Raw genomic sequence first — 17763 nt, 5'->3', positions numbered from 1 at the left:
ATACAATAGTTGATTTCGGCGAGTTTGTGGGGCATGCAAAAGAAACAGCAAAATGCTGCCAGGAACATGTCTTAAACTATACCGGGGACATCATGACAAACCATTCACCTGTTTTCAGCATCGTCAGGGTTACGGTGGCACTTGCACTAACCTTGATTCTGTGCGCCCCGTTCAGCTACGCCGCGCAACAGCCGAAAGAATTTCCCGATGCCGCTGCGGTAGAAAACATTGCCGCGCAAGGTTTTGTTTATGGCCTGCCCATAGTGATGCACTACGCCGTCACCTACGAATACTCCGTTGACACCAAGTCCCCGCAGTACAAAGCGCCCTTCAACGCCCTGCGCAACGGGGCGCGGGTGTTCACCTACAAGGATACCGTGGTCATCACGCCCAACAGCGACACGCCCTACTCCTTTGCCTGTCTTGACCTCAGGGCCGAACCGGTGGTCATTACCGTGCCGAAGGATACGGACGGGCGGTATTTCAGTGTGCAGCTTGTGGACGCCAATACTTTCAACTTTGGCTACATAGGCAGCAGAACAACGGGCAACGGCGGGGGCAGCTATCTTGTGGCGGGGCCGGAATGGAAGGGCGCAGCGCCTGCGGGCATGCGCGTGTTCCGCTCCAATGCGCAGTTTGCCATGGCCCTGTTCCGCACCCAGCTGTTCAACCCCGCAGATATTGAAAATGTGCTGAAATTCCAGACAGGCTACGCCGTAAAACCCCTCTCGGCCTTTTTGGGTCAAACGCCGCCCCCGGCGCTTCCCATGCCGCCCTTCCCCAACATCGGGCAGGATTTTGTAAAGCCGGAATTTTTTGATTATCTGGCCTTTGCGCTCCAATTTGCCCCGGCCGGGCCGGAAGAAGTCGCTATCCGCGCCCAGCTTGCCAGTATTGGCGTTGTCGCAGGCAAACCTTTTGTATTTGATGCCCTGCCCAAGGATACGCAGGCAGCACTGCTGCGCGGCCTGCAAAAAGGCGCTGGCATGGTCGATGCCTCAGTCACAAGGCCGGGGCTTCGCGTGAACGGCTGGAAGATGCGTTCTCCCTTTGGCAACAGGGAGTTCTTTAACGGGGACTGGCTGATGCGGGCAGCCGGGGCCAAGGCGGGCATTTACGGCAATGATGCCGAAGAAGCCGTGTACCCCATGACCAAAACGCTGGCTGACGGCAGCCCTCTTGACGGAAGCAAGCACAAGTACCACATGACCATTCCCGCCGGACAATACCCTCCGGCCAAGGCTTTCTGGTCTGTGACCATGTACGACGGCAATACCCAGTTGCTCATAAAGAATCCCATTGACCGCTACCTGATCAATTCGCCCATGCTGCCGGACATGAAAAAGAATCCCGATGGCTCGCTTACCATCCTGATCCAGCGCGATTCCCCTGGCAAAGCGCACGAAAGCAACTGGCTGCCCGCGCCGGACGGCCCGATCTTTCTTGTAATGCGCCTGTACTGGCCTGAAACCGAAGGGCTCTCCGTGCTGCCGCTGGGCAAGGGAACCTGGCAGCCCCCCAAGGTGGAATTGAACGACTAAGCACGCAGCGCAAAAGGATCATATGACTTTTCATTTCACAGTGCGCCCTGCAATCTGGGCGGTCTGCGCTGCTGCCATCTGGCTGGCCCTGATGGCAGCAGCGCAGACCGCAAGGGCCGAGAACTACGGCTGGTTTTCATTGGAAACGCCCCAGGGCTGGCAGGCCGAAGCCCCGTCAACCCTGGCCGGAGCGTGGGTGCTTGCACTCACCGGGCCGGAAGAGGCCGTCCATGTGCGCATCATGGTGGGCAAAACCGCAGGGCCGCCGGATGCGGCTGACGTGGCAGGATTGCTGCGCGCCGCCGCCGGGGTGCGGGAGCCTCTGCACAGGGCTGATGTCCAGTATGTTTTCAGAGGAAAAGACGCGCTGGGAGTGGACACGGCCTGCATTGTGGGAGCGGATCAACAGGCGGGCGTATATATGGCCGTGCTGTGCAGTGGAGACGTTGACCGCGCAGAAGACCTGCTGGCCGCGCTGCACGGGGGGGCAAACCCCGCCATGCTGCCCATGCGGCATGCCGTGCGCGGCAGCATTGAACACCGTTTTCTGCCCGCTGCGCAATAAACAGCACGGGGCAGGCCGGGGTAAAAGACAAAAAATTACTGTTGCAGCACTGGCTTGCGGCTGCGCTGTATGGGCTTGCCCAGCCCCATGCCTTCTGTGGAGCGCAGCACCTCTGCGGCCCTGGCCTCATCGCCGCGCAGCAGCACCAGCACCACATAGAGTTTACCCGAGCGCTCCATCTTTGTACGCATTCCCCGACCCTCCAGACGCTGACGCAAAGAGTCCACAGCGTCCGCATCCTTGAATGCTCCCACCTGAAATACATAATCGTACATTCCAGAGGTCTGCGGCCTTGCAATGCCGACTTGAGCCGCCGGCTGCCCTGCCGCGCCACCTTGCGCGCCACCTTGCTGTGCTGGCGCAACCCCGGCCTGAGCCACGCCTGCAGGTTTGGGCTGCACTGGCGTCATGGGCGGCAAGGGTTTGAGCGGGGCATCGCCCGTGGCGGCATCGTTGCGCAGCACTCTGGCAAAACGCAGTTCCTCGGCGGCCAGCACTTTTTGTTTGGGTTCGCTTGCTCCCGCATCCGCGCTGGAGGCTTGATCGCCGCCCGCGGCATGCGGGTCATCGTCCGGCGTGGTCGCGGATGAAGGGGCGCTTGCCGCAGACGTGCCCGACCTGACCGCAGTGGGTTGCGGGTGGGCCTTCCAGTAGGCCCTGCCGCTCATAACCCCGCCAAGGTATGCCAACACCACTGCCGCCACCACCAGAAAGCCTGCCGCCAGCAAGGACGAAGGGCGCAGGCACAGGCATTTTTTATCATTTGCCTGATCGGATGAAGGCTGACGGGTAGCAGGAGGCATGGAATCTCCGGATGTTGGGGTTTGCTGCGATAATCGTGCGCAGGGAGGGACAGAAAGAACGTCGGCGCGGGCAACCATATCAATGCATGGCGCTGGCGTAAAGTGCGCCGGTAATCTGCACGACAGATCACTGCAAACACTGCCCTATATAGCCTTTTACAACCAGAGCTTCCGTGGCCGCTTGCGGGCCTGCCCTGCGCTCTGCTATCATGCTGGCACAAGTTACAAACATGGAGTACGCCATGACCAAGGATGTATGGTTTCTTCGCATATACGCGGCCATCTGTCTTGTGCTGGCCGGAGCGATCATTGCTGGCGCGGCCTCTGCCGCCCATATAGCAAAACCCGGCCCTGAACCGCAAATCCTCACCATCGTCAACGCCACAGGCGAGGATATTCTGAGCATGGGCTTTCAGACTGGCCGCAGTATGCATTTTGTGCGGTTCGACATGCCTCCCGCCGGGCGGGACGACATTGAAAACCCCGGCGCGGTCACCAACCTGCGCGTGGACACAGGCCTTGCCCTGTGGATTTTCAAAGATGTGCCGCTGGCCAAGGCGCAAAGCGTGACCCTGCGCATGGGCGAAAAACCCGTGCTGGAACTCGCCATTTCCAAGGGGGAACAGCAACGCCTGACCGGCGAAGCGCAAAGCCTGCTGCCTGGGCCGGATGCTGGCCCGGTCTGCGCGCTTGACCGTTTTCGCCCCGGTATGCCCATGAAGGACGTTTGCACTCTGCTGAGCGCCACGCCGCAACGTGACGACAACGATGCCGTGCTTGCCAGCCTTGGCTTTGCGGGTATGGTCTGGGCCGCGCGGCTCGAGCCTGCCCAGCGCGGGGAAAAGCCTTCAAGCAAGACTCCCCTTGTGCTTGACCACATGGAACTGCGCCGCAAGCTGGATCAGGAAACCCTGGACAAACTGCTGAGCGCCCTTTACGAGCAAAAATACAGCCCATGGCAGGCCGAATTGCCGGGGCTGGACATCAACTTTACCCAAATGCCGTCCATGGATCTGAACAAGCAAAAGGACATGCTGCGGCAGGTGCTTGAGTATTTCATGTCTGCCAGCAAGGGCGAAGCCACCATCATGCTCGCTCCCACAGAAATGCTGCCCAAGCTTGCGGATGCCGATGCCCCGAGCAGCGATGTGCAGCTGTTCACCATCACCCTGCGCCCGGCTTCAAAAAATCTTGTGGTTGATGTTGCCGCCTATCAGGAAAGCGAAGAATCAAGATAAATTATCGATAGAATATTCCAGAGCCTGTCAACCGGACGGTCTGAACGTAAAAAGGCATCCACAGCCAAGAGCCGGGGATGCCTTTTTGAATTTTCAGTATCGGGCTGGGGCTGTTTAAAGCCTGCCTTCCTTCTTGGCGGCGCGCATGTTCCGCAGCCAGTTGTACCAGCCTTCAAGGCCATCGCCTTTGCGGCAGGAAACCTCAAAGATATCCAGATCTTTATTGAGCTTTGTGGCAAAATTGCGGGCGCGCGCAAGGTCAAAATCCACGTAGGGCAGCAGGTCGACCTTGTTGAGCACCATTGCCTTGGCAAGGTTGAACAGCAGGGGGTACTTTTCCGGCTTGTCGTCACCTTCGGCAACGCTCAACAGGGCGACCTTGGCGTCTTCGCCGCAGTCAAATTCCACAGGGCACACCAGGTTGCCCACGTTTTCAATAAAAAGGATATCCACGCCGGTGAGGTCAAGGCTTTCCAGCGAGGTAAGGATCATGTTGCTGTCGAGGTGGCAGCCGCCGTCTGTATTGATCTGCACGGCCTGCGCGCCTGTGGCGGCAACGCGACGGGCATCGTTATCTGTCTGGAGGTCGCCTTCCACCACCGCCATGCGGAATTCTCCGGCCAGATCGCTCAGGGTGCGTTCCAGCAGGGTGGTTTTACCCGCGCCGGGCGAACTGATGAGATTCAGCGACAATATTCCCTTTTCGGTAAGCAGCCGACGCACGTTATCGGCCATTTTTTCGTTGGCTTCCAATACATTGCGAACCACAGGAATTTGCATTCAATTCTCCTTGCTTGCCGTCGGTACGGCGTGGTCATGAGCCTGAAAGATAAGACAAAGGCAAAGACGGCAGTGAAAGGAGCAAACCGCCCCTCTGGAGAGCCAGAGGGCAAAAGGGTTAGCTGGCTTCCAGACGGTTGAGATAGAGTTCCCTGCCCTGCTCAACCACATGTCCGAACTGCTCGCCGCAATCGGGACACGGCAGCCAGAGAGCATCCTGCCCCTCCCCGCCAAAAACTTTACCGCAGGCGGAGCAGCGCAGCCGTAGCGGAAGCTCGGTAAGCTCCAGGCGCGCGCCTTCGTGCGGGGTACCCTGCACCATGACTTCAAAGCAGAATTGCAGCGACTCGGGCACAACACCAGAAAGTGAACCGTACGTGACGTTCACAACTTCCAGACGAGTGCAGCCCTGACGGGCTATTTCATCCTCAGCCATCTGCAACAGGCTTTGTGCTATGGACATTTCGTGCATGGGGTCATGCTAGCCCAAAGACCCGGCCCCGTAAAGGCCAGAAGCGAATCTTGCTATTCGACGCAAATAATGTACATTTTGCACATGCGTCGCTCAAAATTTTCTGGCGTCTTCTCATTCTCTGCCGACTGGACAGAGAGCCGCAGCAAAACGCACTACTTCGTCTGGGAGCTTCCAGACGGAGCCTTTGCGGTGCAGGAACTCAACGCCGCGTTCCAGCCTGTGACAGAAGTGGAGCGCATAAACGCAAAAACCTTTTCCCAGTCATTCAAGGCAGAGCACAATATTTTGGCTATGCCGGTGATCACGCCGGATCTCAGCCATTTTGAATCCGCCCCGTCCGCGCCAGCCCCCCAACAACCGGATGCTGCGGCAGCACAACCTGCCCGCAAGGCTGGAGCACCCAAAGCCAAAGCAGGGAGTACGCCGCTCCAGACGCTTTCAAAGGCCAAACTGCCCGAATCGGTGGAAGTGGCCCCCGAGCTGCCCGACATGGGGCTTATCCCCTTTCCTTCCCGTACCGCCACCGGCGTCACCGCTGTTCACTATGACGAAGGCCCAGCGCCAGCTGCCGCTACCGCGCCCAAGAAGGCCTACGACCTTGAAGCCGCCCGCAAGGCCAAGATGGTGGAGTCAAAGCTGCGGGAGACTTTTCGCCAGACATTGCTGCGCCTCAAACGCCCGCGCGAGCGCAAGGCAGCACTGCTTGCCCTTGAGCAGTTGGCGCAGACCAAGGACGGCATCATACCCGCCCACAAGCATATGTTCCGTGATTTTGGCGTACGTCTGCGCCAGAATTCCCAGCCCGACCTCGCCCTGCTTTTTTCACGCAAGGCAGTGGAACTGGCCCCCGAGGACGATCACGCCCACTTCAACCTGGCGCGCATTCTCTGTTCGCTTGGCCTGTATGACGAAGCCGCCACCCACATCGGCACGGCTTTGAGCATGTCCAGCGGAGAGCCTCTCTACTTCAAGCTGTTGGAACACATCCGCGAACTCAAACGGACGCGCAGCGCTGGCAAGCCCACGCCCCAGCGCTGAGCAGCTGTTCCAACCCAAGTCATTGGCAGGAGCCTTTTGGCATGAACAAAGTAATTCTCGGTCTTCTTGTGGCAGTGTGTGTTCTGGGCATGGCGCTTATCATGCTCAATGAACGCATGCGCAAGCCTGAACCAGCAAACCCCGCAGGCATTATCGCGCCTGTCACCTCCCCGGATGCGGCCCCGCCCGCCGATGCTGGCAACCAGTCCGCCACGTCTCCTTCCCTGCATCTGCCCCCGCAGACCCCGAGCGGCATTCCTGATCTCAACGCCAGCGGCGAAGCCCCGGCCCGCGCGCCCATCCCCAGCCTGAAGCCGGAGGAAAAGAGCGCCCCGACAAGCAATGTAGCCGCTGCCGAACCTCAGCCAGCCGTTGCCAAGCCAGTGGTGCAGCCCAAGCCTGTGACCCCTGTCACGGAAAAAACAGCGCCAACGGCAGAACCCGCGAAGGATAAAGCCGCCAAGGCCGCGCCACAGCACAAGAACATCACCAAGTTTGTGGTTCTTGCGCGCGACAAGGGCGCAACAGTGCGCCTCGTGGGTGCTGCGCCCATTGTCTACAAAAATATGCAACTCAGCGGCCCTGAACGTCTGGTTATTGACCTGGACGGCAAGTGGCAGGTCAAGGCGCCCGGCGTACCCAAGAACCCTGCGGTGACCAACGTGCGCATTGGCAAGAGCGATGACAAAACACGCATTGTCATTGACCTGACGGGCAAGATTCAGCCCAAGTTCACGCTTTCAAAAGATGGTCACACCCTGGACATCCGCCTGGATCATTAGGGCATGACCGGGCGACCCACGCCGCCCCGACACCATCAGATATCTCCGCAGACAGAGAAACCGGCTGTTGTTAACAACAGCCGGTTTTTATTTTCATGCCCTGTCAGGCGTACTAGCAAACGACAGGCCAACGGCAGGCGCAGGGCCTCAGCTTTCCATTTCCTTGCCGCGCGCGTTGGCGGCCAGCACGGATTCCACCAGCAGACCTGCAAGGCCCGCGCGGTCAAGCACGTTCACGCCCGCGATAGTCACCCCGCCGGGGGAGCAGACATCGTCACGCAACTGCATGATGGGCGAGGTGCTCTGCTCGACCATTTTGGCGCATCCGCCAAAAAGGGCCGTGACCATCTCGCGCGATTCCTTGTGCTGAAAACCAAGGGTAACGCCAGCCTGCACCAGCCCCTGCATCATGGCAAACACATAGGCAGGCCCGGCCCCGATAAGGGCTGTGAACGCCGTGAACTTGCTTTCCGGCAGTTCCACGCACACACCCAACGCGCCGAACAAAGCCTGAATGTCAGCCTTGCTGGTTTCGGGCAGGTCAGGATCATCAAAGCAGAGGGCGAACACGCCCATGCCCACAAGGGCCGGGGTGTTGGGCATGCAGCGCACCACGGGGCAACGCCCTTCAACTGCCTCGGTGAGGCGCTGAAGGCTCACGCCAGCAGCTACGGAAACCAGGGTTTTCCCGGCTGTCAGCTCTGGGCGCATCTGCGCAAGCACCTCTGCCGCCTGATAGGGTTTAACGCCCAGCACCAGCACGTCGGCGGCCTGCGCCACAGCCCGGGGGCTTTCCATCACACGCACGCCAAGCTCTTCAAGGGGGCGCATGCGTGCAGCGGTTCTGTTGAAACCGCACAGTTCGTAGCCGCCCTTGCGGGCAAGCCCGGCCATGATGGCCCCGCCCATGTTGCCGCATCCGACACAGCCGATTTTGAGCGCCATAATATTACTCCGTGATTTCCAGGCCGCTGAAGAAGTAGCCTATTTCAAAAGCCGCGGTTTCAGCGGCGTCCGAGCCGTGAACAGCATTGGCTTCCAGGCTTTGGCCATACTTGTGACGCAGGGTGCCGGGCTCTGCCTGAGCCGGATTGGTGGCCCCCATGAGGGCGCGCCAGCGGGGCACCGCGTCTTCGCCGCGCAATGCAACGCAAACCACCGGGCCGGAAGACATGTAGTCGGTCAGGCTGTCAAAAAAGGGGCGCTCGCTGTGGACGGCATAAAAGCCCGCAGCCTGGGCCTTGGAAAGGCGCAAACGCTTGAGAGCCACTATTTTGAGGCCGGAAGCTTCCATGGCAGCCAGAATTTCCCCGGTCAGATTGCGCGAAACTGCGTCAGGCTTGATAATGGCGAAAGTGGATTGCATGCTTACTCCTTTTCCATGTTGTTGTTAGCAGGATACGAACGCGCCGCAACGGCGGCTCCATCCTGGGCCAGTTTCCAGAGTATGCGCCGCAAGGGCACCACCGCCACGCCGTCCTTGTCCTGCCAGTCGCGCAGAGCGCGCAGGGTTTCAGAATAAGGATGGCCAATGGCCACAGCCATGCCTTGAGCGCGGGCGCGGGCTGCCGCCGCGTCCAGCGCAGACAGAATGGCCGCAGTGTCGCGGCGCGTATCCAGAAAAACATCGCGTGCAAGGCTGACCAGCCCCGCTTCTCTGGCTGCAAGTGCCAGCTGGGGGTCTGGGCGCGTAACACTGTCGAGCACGGCGAGCCCTCGCCCGCCAAGCATACTGCACAGTGCTCTGCACAACGAAATATCACCAGTAAAAGCTGACCCCATGTGGTTGTTGAGGCCAACAACCGAGGGTAAAATCCGCAGATTTTCCTCAAGCACCGTCTGCAGCTCCTGCGCGCTCATACTGGTGAGCAGCGCTCCAGGGCCAGGGTCCGGCCTGCCATGCATGGCCCGTGGCAGGGCCTCCATGGGCTGGTGCAAGAGGCAATCAAGCCGCCGGGATGCCGCAATCACGGCGGTTTCCTGCGCATGAGGCGATCTGGGCCAGATGGCCAGAGTCACCGGGAATGGCAGCGAGGAAAGAGCTTCTGCGGATTCGAGCTTCTGGCCCATGTCATCAATGACAATAGCCAGGGCCACCGGCGGCAGAGGTTGTGCCAAATCTGAAAGCTGCCCCTCCCGACCAGGGAAGCTAACAACATAGTATACCAGATGATTGAGTAGGACTTCAAGGGTTCCTTGCGGCGTCCAGCGCACCTCGGCGCGCACTCCTGCCCTTTCCAGAACAGGATTTTGATCGCGCAGCCCCTGAAGCAGAGCCAGCCCAAGACGCAGCGGCGCGCATGGGCCGCTGACGATGAACTGCCGCAGATCCGCCGTGCTTGCAGATGTAGCGGCATATGCCGCCTGCCCGGCGGAAGTGGTGGAAATGGGAAGAATGGTTGCCCCGGAGGGCACTTGCGAAGTTTCGACAGGTAAATTTTCTTGCAAAGCGAGCTGCTGCCACTGCGCCTGAGGCAAGGCCAGCGGAAGCGTGCGCGCAAGCAGCGCATCCACACATTCCAGAGCCAGCGCCCGGTCAAAACCCGGCCCACTGGCATGGGCACCTGCGGATTTGTGGGCAACAGCAAAAGGCAAAGCCGCGCCTGACGCAGTCGACTGTTTCTGGGCCGGGGCTTCCAGCTGCCAGTAAACCCAGCAGGATACGGCCAGACTGCATAAAAGCCACAGCAAGCCGCCCACGGCAAGCTGTGCAGACGCAGACAGCCCCCCGGCGAACCGCAAGGGCCCGGCCAGAAGGCTGTCTGATAACTTTGTGTCGCGCAAAGGCAACACCCTGTTTATTCCTGCCCGCCCGCTTTACGCGGTTACGGGGTTAATTCCTGATTTCCCGCATCTTGGGGAGGCTCTTGACCATTTGCAGGGCCATGCGCAACTGGTTGTCGCGCGCGAGCTGTTCGGCGGCATCTTCCTTGCTGTTCTTGGCCTTGGAAGATTTTTTATCCTTGCCGTTTTCAATGTGACGGTTCAAATCCTGTTCGCGCACCATAAGGCGGGAATTATCCTTGTCGTCCGTGCGGGGGGCTTCAAACGGCACTTCCACATCAGGCACAACGCCTTCGGCCTGAATGGAGCTGCCGTTGGGCGTGTAGTACAGGGCAACCGTAAGCTTGAGGCCGGAACCGTCAGAGAGCGGGATGATGTTCTGCACGGATCCCTTGCCGAACGAACGCTCGCCCACTGTGAGGGCGCGCTTCTGGTCGCGCAGGGCGCCAGCCACGATTTCAGAGGCGGAGGCGGAACCGGCGTTGATCAGCACAACCATGGGGGCGTGGATATCGTCGCCCTGCTTTTTGGCTTCGTACACGCGGTCAGTATTGTCGCGCCGTCCCTTGATGGAAACGATGACGCCCTTGTCGAGGAACGTGTCAGAAACACTCACAGCCTGATCAAGCAGCCCGCCGGGGTTATTGCGCAGATCAAGCACAATGCCCTTGATGCCGCCGGAATTCTTGGTTTCCTTTTCTGCCGCCTTAAGGGCGTCGCGCAGCTCTTCTGTGGTGCGCTCAGAAAAACGCGTGAGGCGAATCCAGTAATACCCGTCCTCGAGCTTCTTGGACTTCACGCTGATAAGCGGAATGGCATCGCGCACAAGGCGGACAGTCTGCGGGGCCTTGGCATCGCTGTGCAGGATGGCAAGCTCTACCTCCGAGCCCTTGGGGCCACGGATGCGGGAAACAACTTCCTGCAACGAGAGTTCCTGCGCGGGCTGCCCGTTGATGGACAGAATAATATCGCCAGATTTGAGCCCGGCCCGGTACGCAGGGGTGTCCTCAATGGGAGTCACCACCGTAACCTGACCGTTCTCCATGGAAATTTCTATGCCAATACCAAAGAATTCGCCGGAGGTGGTCTCCTGCATTTCTTTGTATTCTTCGGCGTTCATAAAGGTGGAGTGCGGGTCAAGGCCCTGAAGCATGCCTTTGACTGCGCCATTGATAAGGTCGCCCTGCGTCACATCACGCACGTAATAACGCTCCACCAGATCAAGAACCTGGCTGAAACGCTTGAGCGCATCAAACTTACTGGGGGCTTCCTTGGACGTTTCCTTTTTTTCGGCGCACTGGGGAGTGCCCGGCAGGGCGACCATGCCGCCCACGGCAAGCAGAAGCACAAGAAGGCTAAGACGGACAAGAAGACGCATAACAACGATCTCCACGCGGACGTAATGAACGAACACAGCGCCGCAAGCCCAAAAAGCCGCAACGCAGGGGGTGCTGCAACGCCAGCCAATGGAGGGGCCGCGCACCAGCCGGATAGTGCCCCTTTTCAAGCTAAATTGCAAATCAAAAAGGCGCGTTTTGCGCCTTGCAGGCCACCCTCAAAGGTGCTGACGCTCACATTCCCGCAAGCGACGAAACACGGCCCCTCTCTTCATGCAACATGCGCCGGAGAAACTGCTGCATCAACAAATCAGTTTCCTCCGGCGCATATCGAGCGCGTCAAGACATGCCAGGCCTTCGTGCAGGACTGCTATTGCCAGCCTGTCTCAAGCCCGTTCATGCGGATTTTATCCGCAATGTGCCTGCATGCGCCGCAAAGGCCGAGCTAGGCTTCAACCTTGAAGAAAGCAGCCGCGCCGCCGCCGCACACAGGACATGCGTCGCAGGGGCCTTCGTGGGTATAGCCGCAAACCTTGCACACGTAATAATCGGTGGCGGGCAGAGCGGCGGGATTTTCCAGAGCCTTTTTGTAGAGCTTGGCGTGGATTTCTTCCACCTGATTGGCAAAGTCAAAATACTTGGCAACGGCGCTCTGGCCTTCGGCCTGGGCCTGCTTGATCATGTCGGGGTACATGGTGGTGAATTCGTAGGTTTCACCTTCGATGGCCGACTTGAGGTTGGCCATGGTGTTGCCGATTTTGCCAGCATTCTTGAGGTGGGCATGAGCGTGAACGGTTTCAGCAGCCGCAGCAGCGCGGAACAGCTTGGCAACCTGATGCATGCCTTCCTTGTCGGCAGCGACAGCAAAGGCAAGGTACTTGCGGTTGGCCTGGGATTCGCCGGCAAAGGCCGCCATCAAATTTTCTTGTGTGGTGCTCATGGGTATTCTCCTCGATGAAGTTGTTGTTTTTATCAGGAACAATTCCTGATTAAAGAATTCTCGCTGTCTTGTAAAGCAGTTTTTTACAAAAAAATATTTTTACAGGCCCGCCCTTTAGCCCTTGATACCGTTGCGCAGAACGCTATGACAAGCTAAAAGGAACCTATGAACGCCCAAGAAATCATATCCTATTTCGGCATGCGGCCCCACCCCGAAGGGGGGTTCTATCACCGCACATACGAAGCTCCGCAAATTCTTACGGCGGATGAAATGCCCTGTGGTTTTATAGGGCCAAGACCTGTATCTACAGCTATTCTTTTTCTGCTTGAGCAGGGGCAATATTCGCGTTTGCACCGCATCCGGCAGGATGAACTGTGGCATTTCCACCTTGGCGGCCCCTTGCGCCTGGCCTGTATTGATACCCACGGGCAACCGCGCGAAGTGATTCTTGGCCCGAATATTATGGCGGGGCAACACGTGCAGTTTACCATTCCCGGCGGCTGCTGGTTTGGCGCAACGCCCGCGCCAGGCACCGAGTTTGCGCTTGTGGGCTGCACAGTCTCACCGGGCTTTGACATGGAAGACCTGCGCCTCGGTCAGCCGGAAGAGCTGACCCTGCGCTACCCCAATGCAAAAGACTGCATACGCGAATTCTGCCCACCTCTGAACGACGCCCAGCGCGCCGCCTGTAGAAGATGCGGTGACGACGAATGACGCGCTATGCCGTGCCTGATGTTGCGCCCCAACACCCGCACAGCACAGAAATCGTTATCCGCCGCAGCCGCTTTCTGGCCCAGTGCGCCCATACGCCGGATGCGTCAACAGCGCGGGCCTTTGTGGAACAGGTACGCCGCCAGCACGCCGATGCAACGCATAACTGCTGGGCATACGCCGCTGGCGCGCCGGGAAACACGGCGCAGATCGGCTCTTCTGACGATGGAGAACCCCACGGGACGGCTGGCAGGCCCATGCTGCAAATTGTGCTGCACAGCGGCATCGGCGAATTGTGCGTGGTGGTGAGCCGCTGGTTTGGCGGCGTCAAACTTGGCACCGGCGGCCTTGTGCGGGCCTATCAGGACAGTGTGCGCGAAAATCTGGCCGACCTGCCCGTGAGGCAGCGAGTGCCGGAAACCAGTTTGCAGCTTACGGTTGCCTACGCACACCTTGATGCCCTGCGCCGCATGTTGCCAACCTACGAAGCCCGCCTTGAAAGTGAAGACTATCAGGCTGAGGCCAGATTGCAACTGCGATTGCCCGCCGAACACGTGGAGGCCTTTCAGATCGCGCTGGCGGGCGTGAGCAATGGCGCGGCCCTGTGCAGCGAGCTTACGGACGGCGACACCGCCTGAGACAAAATTTATGTGCGTTCAAAGCCCATCGACATATGCCGGTGGGCTTTTTGTTTTGCAGTGCTGCCGTTGAACCATACCCGGCCCCCAGAAAAACTGTCAGGGCCGCCGGATTTCTCCAGTGGCCCTGACGGATATTCATTGCACGGGGTGCGAGTTAGACGCCCTTGGCCTTAAGCTCTTCAAGAAAGCCTTCCGGCACTTCAAAACCCAGAGCCTGCGCCTTTTTGGCGGATTCTGCGGCATCGGCGTACTGTTCCATTTCAAACTGCGCCAGCGCCAGATTGTTCCAGGCCGGGGCAAAACCGGGCTGCAGCTTGATCACTTCCTTGCAGGCCGTTTCGCAAGCCGCAAAGTCGCCCTTCATATAATAGGCGGTGGAAAGCGCATTCCGGGCCTGCACAAAATTGGGATCCCACTTGAGGGCCTTGTTCAGGGCCGTGATGGCCTTGTCGGGCTCGCCGCGCTGCAAATGCACAAAGGCAATGTTGCCCCACGGCACCGGGAACTTGGCGCGGCAGTTGGCGGCTTCCTCATTATAGCGCAGGCAGCCGTCAAGGTCGCCGCGTTCAAGGCAGATGCCGCCAAGCTGCACGTAGGCTTCCGCCAGATGCGGCGAATTGCGCACCGCGTTCAGCAGGGCTTCTTCAGCAGCCACAAAGTCGCGCTTGGTCAGCAGGGCCAGACCAAGATTGTAGTAATGGGTAGCGCACTGCTCGTTCTGGGCGATTTCCGCCTTCAGATCGGCAATGTATTCATCCAGGTCATCGTAGCGAGCTTTCATGCTATGTGCCCCTCTTTTTTCAAAAGATCATGGTACCATCGGCAAAAATCAAAAATGCCCATGTACTTTTCGTCCTTATTGACCACGCCAAGGGCGCATTCGGTAGCGCCCTTGCTGTAGGCCTTGCCATACGGCCCTTTTTTGGCCGCGTCTTTCAGAAATTCGTTGACCAGCTGCTGCGTGGTGCGCTTGGACACATCTGTCCGCATATCAAGCGGCTCGTTGGGCTTCTGGAAAGGATCCCAGTTTTCATAGCCGATGCGGTCCACAAATTTACGACGGCGCGGATTCATGCGCTCATAAATTTCGCGCTTGAGACCTTCCTGCTCATCCGTAAGCTGCTGCGGCGTTCCATCGCGAAAGACGGTGGCGGGAATGCTGCCGTACATTTCAAACTCCTTTCACGCCCGATCAGGCCTCTTCTTTCTTGGCCGGGCCAATACCCAGATATGCCTCATCGTAGCGGGTTAGCAGAGCCATGGACAAAGGCACATACACGTCATGCAGTTCTTTAAAGCGGCTCTGCACTGTTGTGGCCACATCCCTGCTCAGGTCTTCAAGCCTGTTCTGGATCTTGTCCATATGGATGGTGGGGTATGGCTTGCCCTTTTCAAAGGCGGAAAAACCGCACACATGCCCCTGCCCGGCAATGGCCGTGGGCACGCCGTACACGCGGCAGGTAATGGGCCGGGCGTGGTACAGCAGGCATTGGTTATTATCGTCCAGCAGAGGGCAGCGCAGCTTGATCTGAGCCGCGCGTTCCATGATGGCCTCGGGGCTTTCGCCGTCTTTTTCCGCCCGGTACAGCTCGCGCTTGATGCGCGTGGCGCGGCGGTCCAGATCAGAAGCGCGCTCAAGAATGGCGGAGCGCTGCGGCCCGTAACCAAAGGCGGCCTCAAATGCCTTGTTGATGTACATGGCTTCAACAAGGGAAAGATCAAAAAGCGCGTGGCAACAATCGCTACAGCCTTCCTTGCAGACTACGCACTGGGGAAAGGCCCCGCGCACCCTGCCGAAAAGGTCGTCAACTTCGGCCCGCAATGTTTCATAGCGGGTAAAAATAGAGCTCAGATCAGGGATCATGGTTATCCTGCGGTAGTGCGGAAGACATGAGGGAGAACAGACGATTTCACACAGAAATCGCCCTGGCGGCTGCGTGAGCAGACGTCCGCCACAGAGGCGTGAGCGCGGTTTGTATGCGCTGATAAGCGCCTTAGCGGGCGTCTTGAAACTTTAAGAATGCACATTCTCAAAGTCAGGATGCTCTGGCGGCAAAGCGGCCTGTGCCTTATGAAAATGCCGCCTGGCGCGTGCGCGCCGGGCGGCACAATGAAAACTCGGCAGAATCAGCAAGGGAATGCCGCTTGGGCACCCCTGCAATTCCTAGTTTTCTTCAACGGTGATAGCGCTGACTTCGCAAACTTCCACACAGGATTCGCAGCCCAGGCATTCTTCGGCGTTCACGGCTTCGGACTTGCCGTCCTTGATTTCGTAAACTTCAACGGGGCACACGTCCACGCATTCGCCACAGCCCACGCACTTGTCAACGTCAACATTAACATTATAACCCATGGTGTCCTCCAAATTTGCATTGACTTGCTTGATTTTTCAAGCGGCTAAATTCCGCTTGTGCAATGGATAGCTTTAGGCATCCACCCTGTCAAGTGTCGGCTGGAAAATAGCCAACCGTGCAACAACTACAGGAATATCAAGCCCCGCTCCAGTGCAGGCGGAAAAGTTTTTTAAAAAATATTTTGCCTCAACAACTGGTTACAAAACGCCTATGAGCCTTATGGCACAAGACGCGCGTAATAGCCTTTGCCGTTGCGCACAACCTGCAACAAAATCTGCCCGGACATGCGCTCTCTTCTGAAAGCCTGTAAAAAATCTTCCATGGTTCTGGTTTCGGCAGCGCCCACCGCTGTTATGTGGTCGCCCTGACGCAAAAAAGATGCCGGGCCGTCTGCCCTGGCCTGCCGCACCACCACGCCCTGCGCAGTTTGCGCTGCGCTGAATCCCCAGCGACGCTCCAGCAGGGCGCGGGCCTCCGCATCGCCAAAGGGTTCGGGGGTCGCCTCGATCTTCAACGGCCCGCCCTCGCGCAGCAGTTGCAGCCGCAAGGGGGTTCCGGCTGTCTGGTTGCGCAAAATATCCAGATAATCGCGCCTGTCGCGCACAGGTGAAGAATTTATGGTTTCAAGTATGTCGCCGGGCGCTATGCCCACCTTGGCAGCGGGAGAACCGGGAAACACCGCCGTAACCAGCACGCCGCCGGCATCTTTGAGGCCCAGGGCCATGGCAGTTTGCCCGTCCACATCCTGCAAATCAAGGCCCAGCCAGAGCGGGGCCACGCGGCCTGCGCTCATGAGGTCGTGCATGACGCGGCGGGCCTTGTTGATGGGGATTGCAAAACCGATCCCCTCGGCGCGTGCATCCACGGCCGTATTGATGCCTATGAGCACCCCCTCGATGTTCAGCAGCGGGCCGCCGCTGTTGCCGGGGTTAATGGCCGCGTCAGTCTGCACAAGGTCGGTGAACGCGCCGTCCTTGTTGCGGATAGTGCGCCCAAGGGCAGAAACCACGCCCGTGGTGACGGTATGGTTGAAACCAAAGGGATTGCCGATGGCGATGACGGTCTCGCCCGGCATGATGTCGCCTGAATCGCCGAGCTTTACGGCAGGCAGCTTTGACGCTCCCTTGATCTGGAGCACGGCAATGTCAAAATCCGGGTCAGCCCCTTTGACGGCGGCGGGAAATTCCCTGCCGTCCAGCAGATGCACCATGACTTCGTCCCCACCCGCGATAACATGCGCGTTGGTGAGCACAAGGCCTTTTTCTCCGTCTACAATGACGCCAGAACCAAGACTGACGCGCTTTTGTCGCACTTTACGCCCGCCGGGCATATCAAAACCCGGCAAGCCGGGAAAGCCCGGTCCGAAAAACTGCTCAAGGGGCGAAAGCCGCTGCCCTTCAACAATATGTGTGCTCGTTATGTTCACAACCGCCGGGGCAACTGCCTGCACGGCGCGCACCACAGGGGTCATGCGGGGGCTGTCCGCCGCTACGGCCCCAGCCCGAGAAGGTGTGCACAGCAGCAGCGCCGCTGCCAGCATCAAAAAAAACAGGCGCAGGGCAAAACTTCCCTCAACTGCCGCCGCTTCTACCCGTCCGAGGCGCGAACTCCCACGGCAAGGCAGATTTTTTTGTATATAGATGGGTCTGATTTTCATATAAATTCCTTACCTCGTCGCTAACATAAGCACGTTGACGCGATCGTAAAGGCCCCCAAATGGATTTACTCCGCACAGCGGCGAGCCGTCCCGTCTTGCGCACGCCCCTTGTTAAGG

20 protein-coding genes are annotated in these 17763 nt (G+C 58.7%); 7 read left to right on the top strand and 13 right to left on the bottom strand.

The window, feature by feature from the left end; all coding sequences use genetic code 11:
• Positions 1-92: 92 nt before the first annotated feature.
• The gene (locus ACUZ9P_RS08120; protein WP_449249328.1) at positions 93-1541 is read left to right on the top strand and encodes a DUF1254 domain-containing protein; all 1449 of its coding nucleotides are present in this window, start codon (positions 93-95) and stop codon (positions 1539-1541) included.
• A 22-nt stretch (positions 1542-1563) separates the two neighbouring features.
• Positions 1564-2106 (top strand): hypothetical protein, encoded by a 543-nt coding sequence (locus tag ACUZ9P_RS08115; RefSeq protein ID WP_449249327.1) that lies wholly within the window; start codon positions 1564-1566, stop codon positions 2104-2106.
• A 35-nt stretch (positions 2107-2141) separates the two neighbouring features.
• Here ACUZ9P_RS08115 and ACUZ9P_RS08110 read toward each other — a convergent pair whose 3' ends face one another.
• Positions 2142-2909: an SPOR domain-containing protein gene (locus ACUZ9P_RS08110; RefSeq protein ID WP_449249326.1), complete on the bottom strand. Its 768-nt coding sequence runs from the start codon at positions 2907-2909 to the stop codon at positions 2142-2144.
• A 242-nt stretch (positions 2910-3151) separates the two neighbouring features.
• On the opposite strand from ACUZ9P_RS08110, the gene ACUZ9P_RS08105 reads away from it, so the two are divergent.
• A complete protein-coding gene (locus tag ACUZ9P_RS08105) occupies positions 3152-4147 on the top strand; it encodes a peptidoglycan glycosyltransferase (RefSeq protein ID WP_449249325.1) in 996 nt (331 codons plus the stop codon).
• 114 nt (positions 4148-4261) lie between these two features.
• Here the strand turns inward: ACUZ9P_RS08105 and hypB are convergent, their stop codons facing one another.
• Together hypB and ACUZ9P_RS08095 are read right to left on the bottom strand one after the other, a co-directional pair.
• A complete protein-coding gene (hypB, locus tag ACUZ9P_RS08100; RefSeq protein WP_298996331.1) occupies positions 4262-4927 on the bottom strand; it encodes a hydrogenase nickel incorporation protein HypB in 666 nt (221 codons plus the stop codon).
• A gap of 118 nt (positions 4928-5045) precedes the next feature.
• Complete coding sequence (locus ACUZ9P_RS08095) at positions 5046-5399, bottom strand: hydrogenase maturation nickel metallochaperone HypA/HybF (protein ID WP_022658078.1); 354 nt, start codon at positions 5397-5399, stop codon at positions 5046-5048.
• Positions 5400-5483: 84 nt separating this feature from the next.
• Between ACUZ9P_RS08095 and ACUZ9P_RS08090 the strand changes: the two genes are divergently transcribed.
• Both ACUZ9P_RS08090 and ACUZ9P_RS08085 read left to right on the top strand, forming a co-directional pair.
• Entirely contained in the window at positions 5484-6440 is a 957-nt protein-coding gene (locus ACUZ9P_RS08090; protein WP_449249324.1) for a tetratricopeptide repeat protein, read from the top strand.
• Between the two features lie 41 nt (positions 6441-6481).
• Positions 6482-7222, top strand: coding sequence for an AMIN domain-containing protein (locus ACUZ9P_RS08085; protein WP_449249323.1), 741 nt, complete (start codon positions 6482-6484; stop codon positions 7220-7222).
• A 147-nt stretch (positions 7223-7369) separates the two neighbouring features.
• Here ACUZ9P_RS08085 and proC read toward each other — a convergent pair whose 3' ends face one another.
• The 5 genes from proC to ACUZ9P_RS08060 form a co-directional block, all read right to left on the bottom strand.
• Positions 7370-8167 carry a pyrroline-5-carboxylate reductase gene (proC, locus tag ACUZ9P_RS08080; protein WP_449249322.1) on the bottom strand — a complete coding sequence of 266 codons (798 nt, stop codon included), beginning with the start codon at positions 8165-8167 and terminating at the stop codon, positions 7370-7372.
• A gap of 4 nt (positions 8168-8171) precedes the next feature.
• Positions 8172-8588, bottom strand: a complete 417-nt coding sequence (gene ndk, locus ACUZ9P_RS08075) for a nucleoside-diphosphate kinase (protein WP_324836630.1) — start codon at positions 8586-8588, stop codon at positions 8172-8174.
• A 2-nt stretch (positions 8589-8590) separates the two neighbouring features.
• On the bottom strand, positions 8591-10006 hold the full coding sequence (locus ACUZ9P_RS08070; protein ID WP_449249321.1) for a divergent polysaccharide deacetylase family protein: 1416 nt from the start codon (positions 10004-10006) through the stop codon (positions 8591-8593).
• 49 nt (positions 10007-10055) lie between these two features.
• A complete protein-coding gene (locus ACUZ9P_RS08065) occupies positions 10056-11384 on the bottom strand; it encodes a S41 family peptidase (RefSeq protein WP_449249320.1) in 1329 nt (442 codons plus the stop codon).
• Positions 11385-11788: 404 nt separating this feature from the next.
• A complete protein-coding gene (locus tag ACUZ9P_RS08060; RefSeq protein WP_449249319.1) occupies positions 11789-12283 on the bottom strand; it encodes a rubrerythrin family protein in 495 nt (164 codons plus the stop codon).
• 165 nt (positions 12284-12448) lie between these two features.
• On the opposite strand from ACUZ9P_RS08060, the gene ACUZ9P_RS08055 reads away from it, so the two are divergent.
• Both ACUZ9P_RS08055 and ACUZ9P_RS08050 read left to right on the top strand, forming a co-directional pair.
• Positions 12449-12997: a cupin domain-containing protein gene (locus ACUZ9P_RS08055; RefSeq protein WP_449249318.1), complete on the top strand. Its 549-nt coding sequence runs from the start codon at positions 12449-12451 to the stop codon at positions 12995-12997.
• Complete coding sequence (locus ACUZ9P_RS08050; protein WP_449249317.1) at positions 12994-13632, top strand: YigZ family protein; 639 nt, start codon at positions 12994-12996, stop codon at positions 13630-13632. The genes ACUZ9P_RS08055 and ACUZ9P_RS08050 overlap by 4 nt, the downstream gene beginning before the upstream one ends.
• 157 nt (positions 13633-13789) lie before the next feature.
• On the opposite strand, the gene ACUZ9P_RS08045 is transcribed toward ACUZ9P_RS08050, so the two are convergent.
• The 5 genes from ACUZ9P_RS08045 to ACUZ9P_RS08025 all read right to left on the bottom strand — a co-directional run bounded on the left by ACUZ9P_RS08045 (position 13790) and on the right by ACUZ9P_RS08025 (position 17646).
• On the bottom strand, positions 13790-14416 hold the full coding sequence (locus ACUZ9P_RS08045; protein ID WP_298996315.1) for a tetratricopeptide repeat protein: 627 nt from the start codon (positions 14414-14416) through the stop codon (positions 13790-13792).
• Positions 14413-14805: a hypothetical protein gene (locus ACUZ9P_RS08040; protein ID WP_022658067.1), complete on the bottom strand. Its 393-nt coding sequence runs from the start codon at positions 14803-14805 to the stop codon at positions 14413-14415. The genes ACUZ9P_RS08045 and ACUZ9P_RS08040 overlap by 4 nt, the downstream gene beginning before the upstream one ends.
• A 22-nt stretch (positions 14806-14827) precedes the next feature.
• On the bottom strand, positions 14828-15499 hold the full coding sequence (locus ACUZ9P_RS08035; RefSeq protein ID WP_298996313.1) for a YkgJ family cysteine cluster protein: 672 nt from the start codon (positions 15497-15499) through the stop codon (positions 14828-14830).
• 300 nt (positions 15500-15799) lie between these two features.
• A complete protein-coding gene (locus ACUZ9P_RS08030) occupies positions 15800-15988 on the bottom strand; it encodes a ferredoxin (RefSeq protein WP_022658065.1) in 189 nt (62 codons plus the stop codon).
• Positions 15989-16206: 218 nt separating this feature from the next.
• Positions 16207-17646 carry a trypsin-like peptidase domain-containing protein gene (locus ACUZ9P_RS08025; protein WP_449249316.1) on the bottom strand — a complete coding sequence of 480 codons (1440 nt, stop codon included), beginning with the start codon at positions 17644-17646 and terminating at the stop codon, positions 16207-16209.
• Between the last annotated feature and the right edge of the window lie 117 nt (positions 17647-17763).

The organism is Desulfovibrio intestinivivus (assembly GCF_053570665.1).
This window is presented reverse-complemented; position numbering and strand designations above follow the sequence as displayed.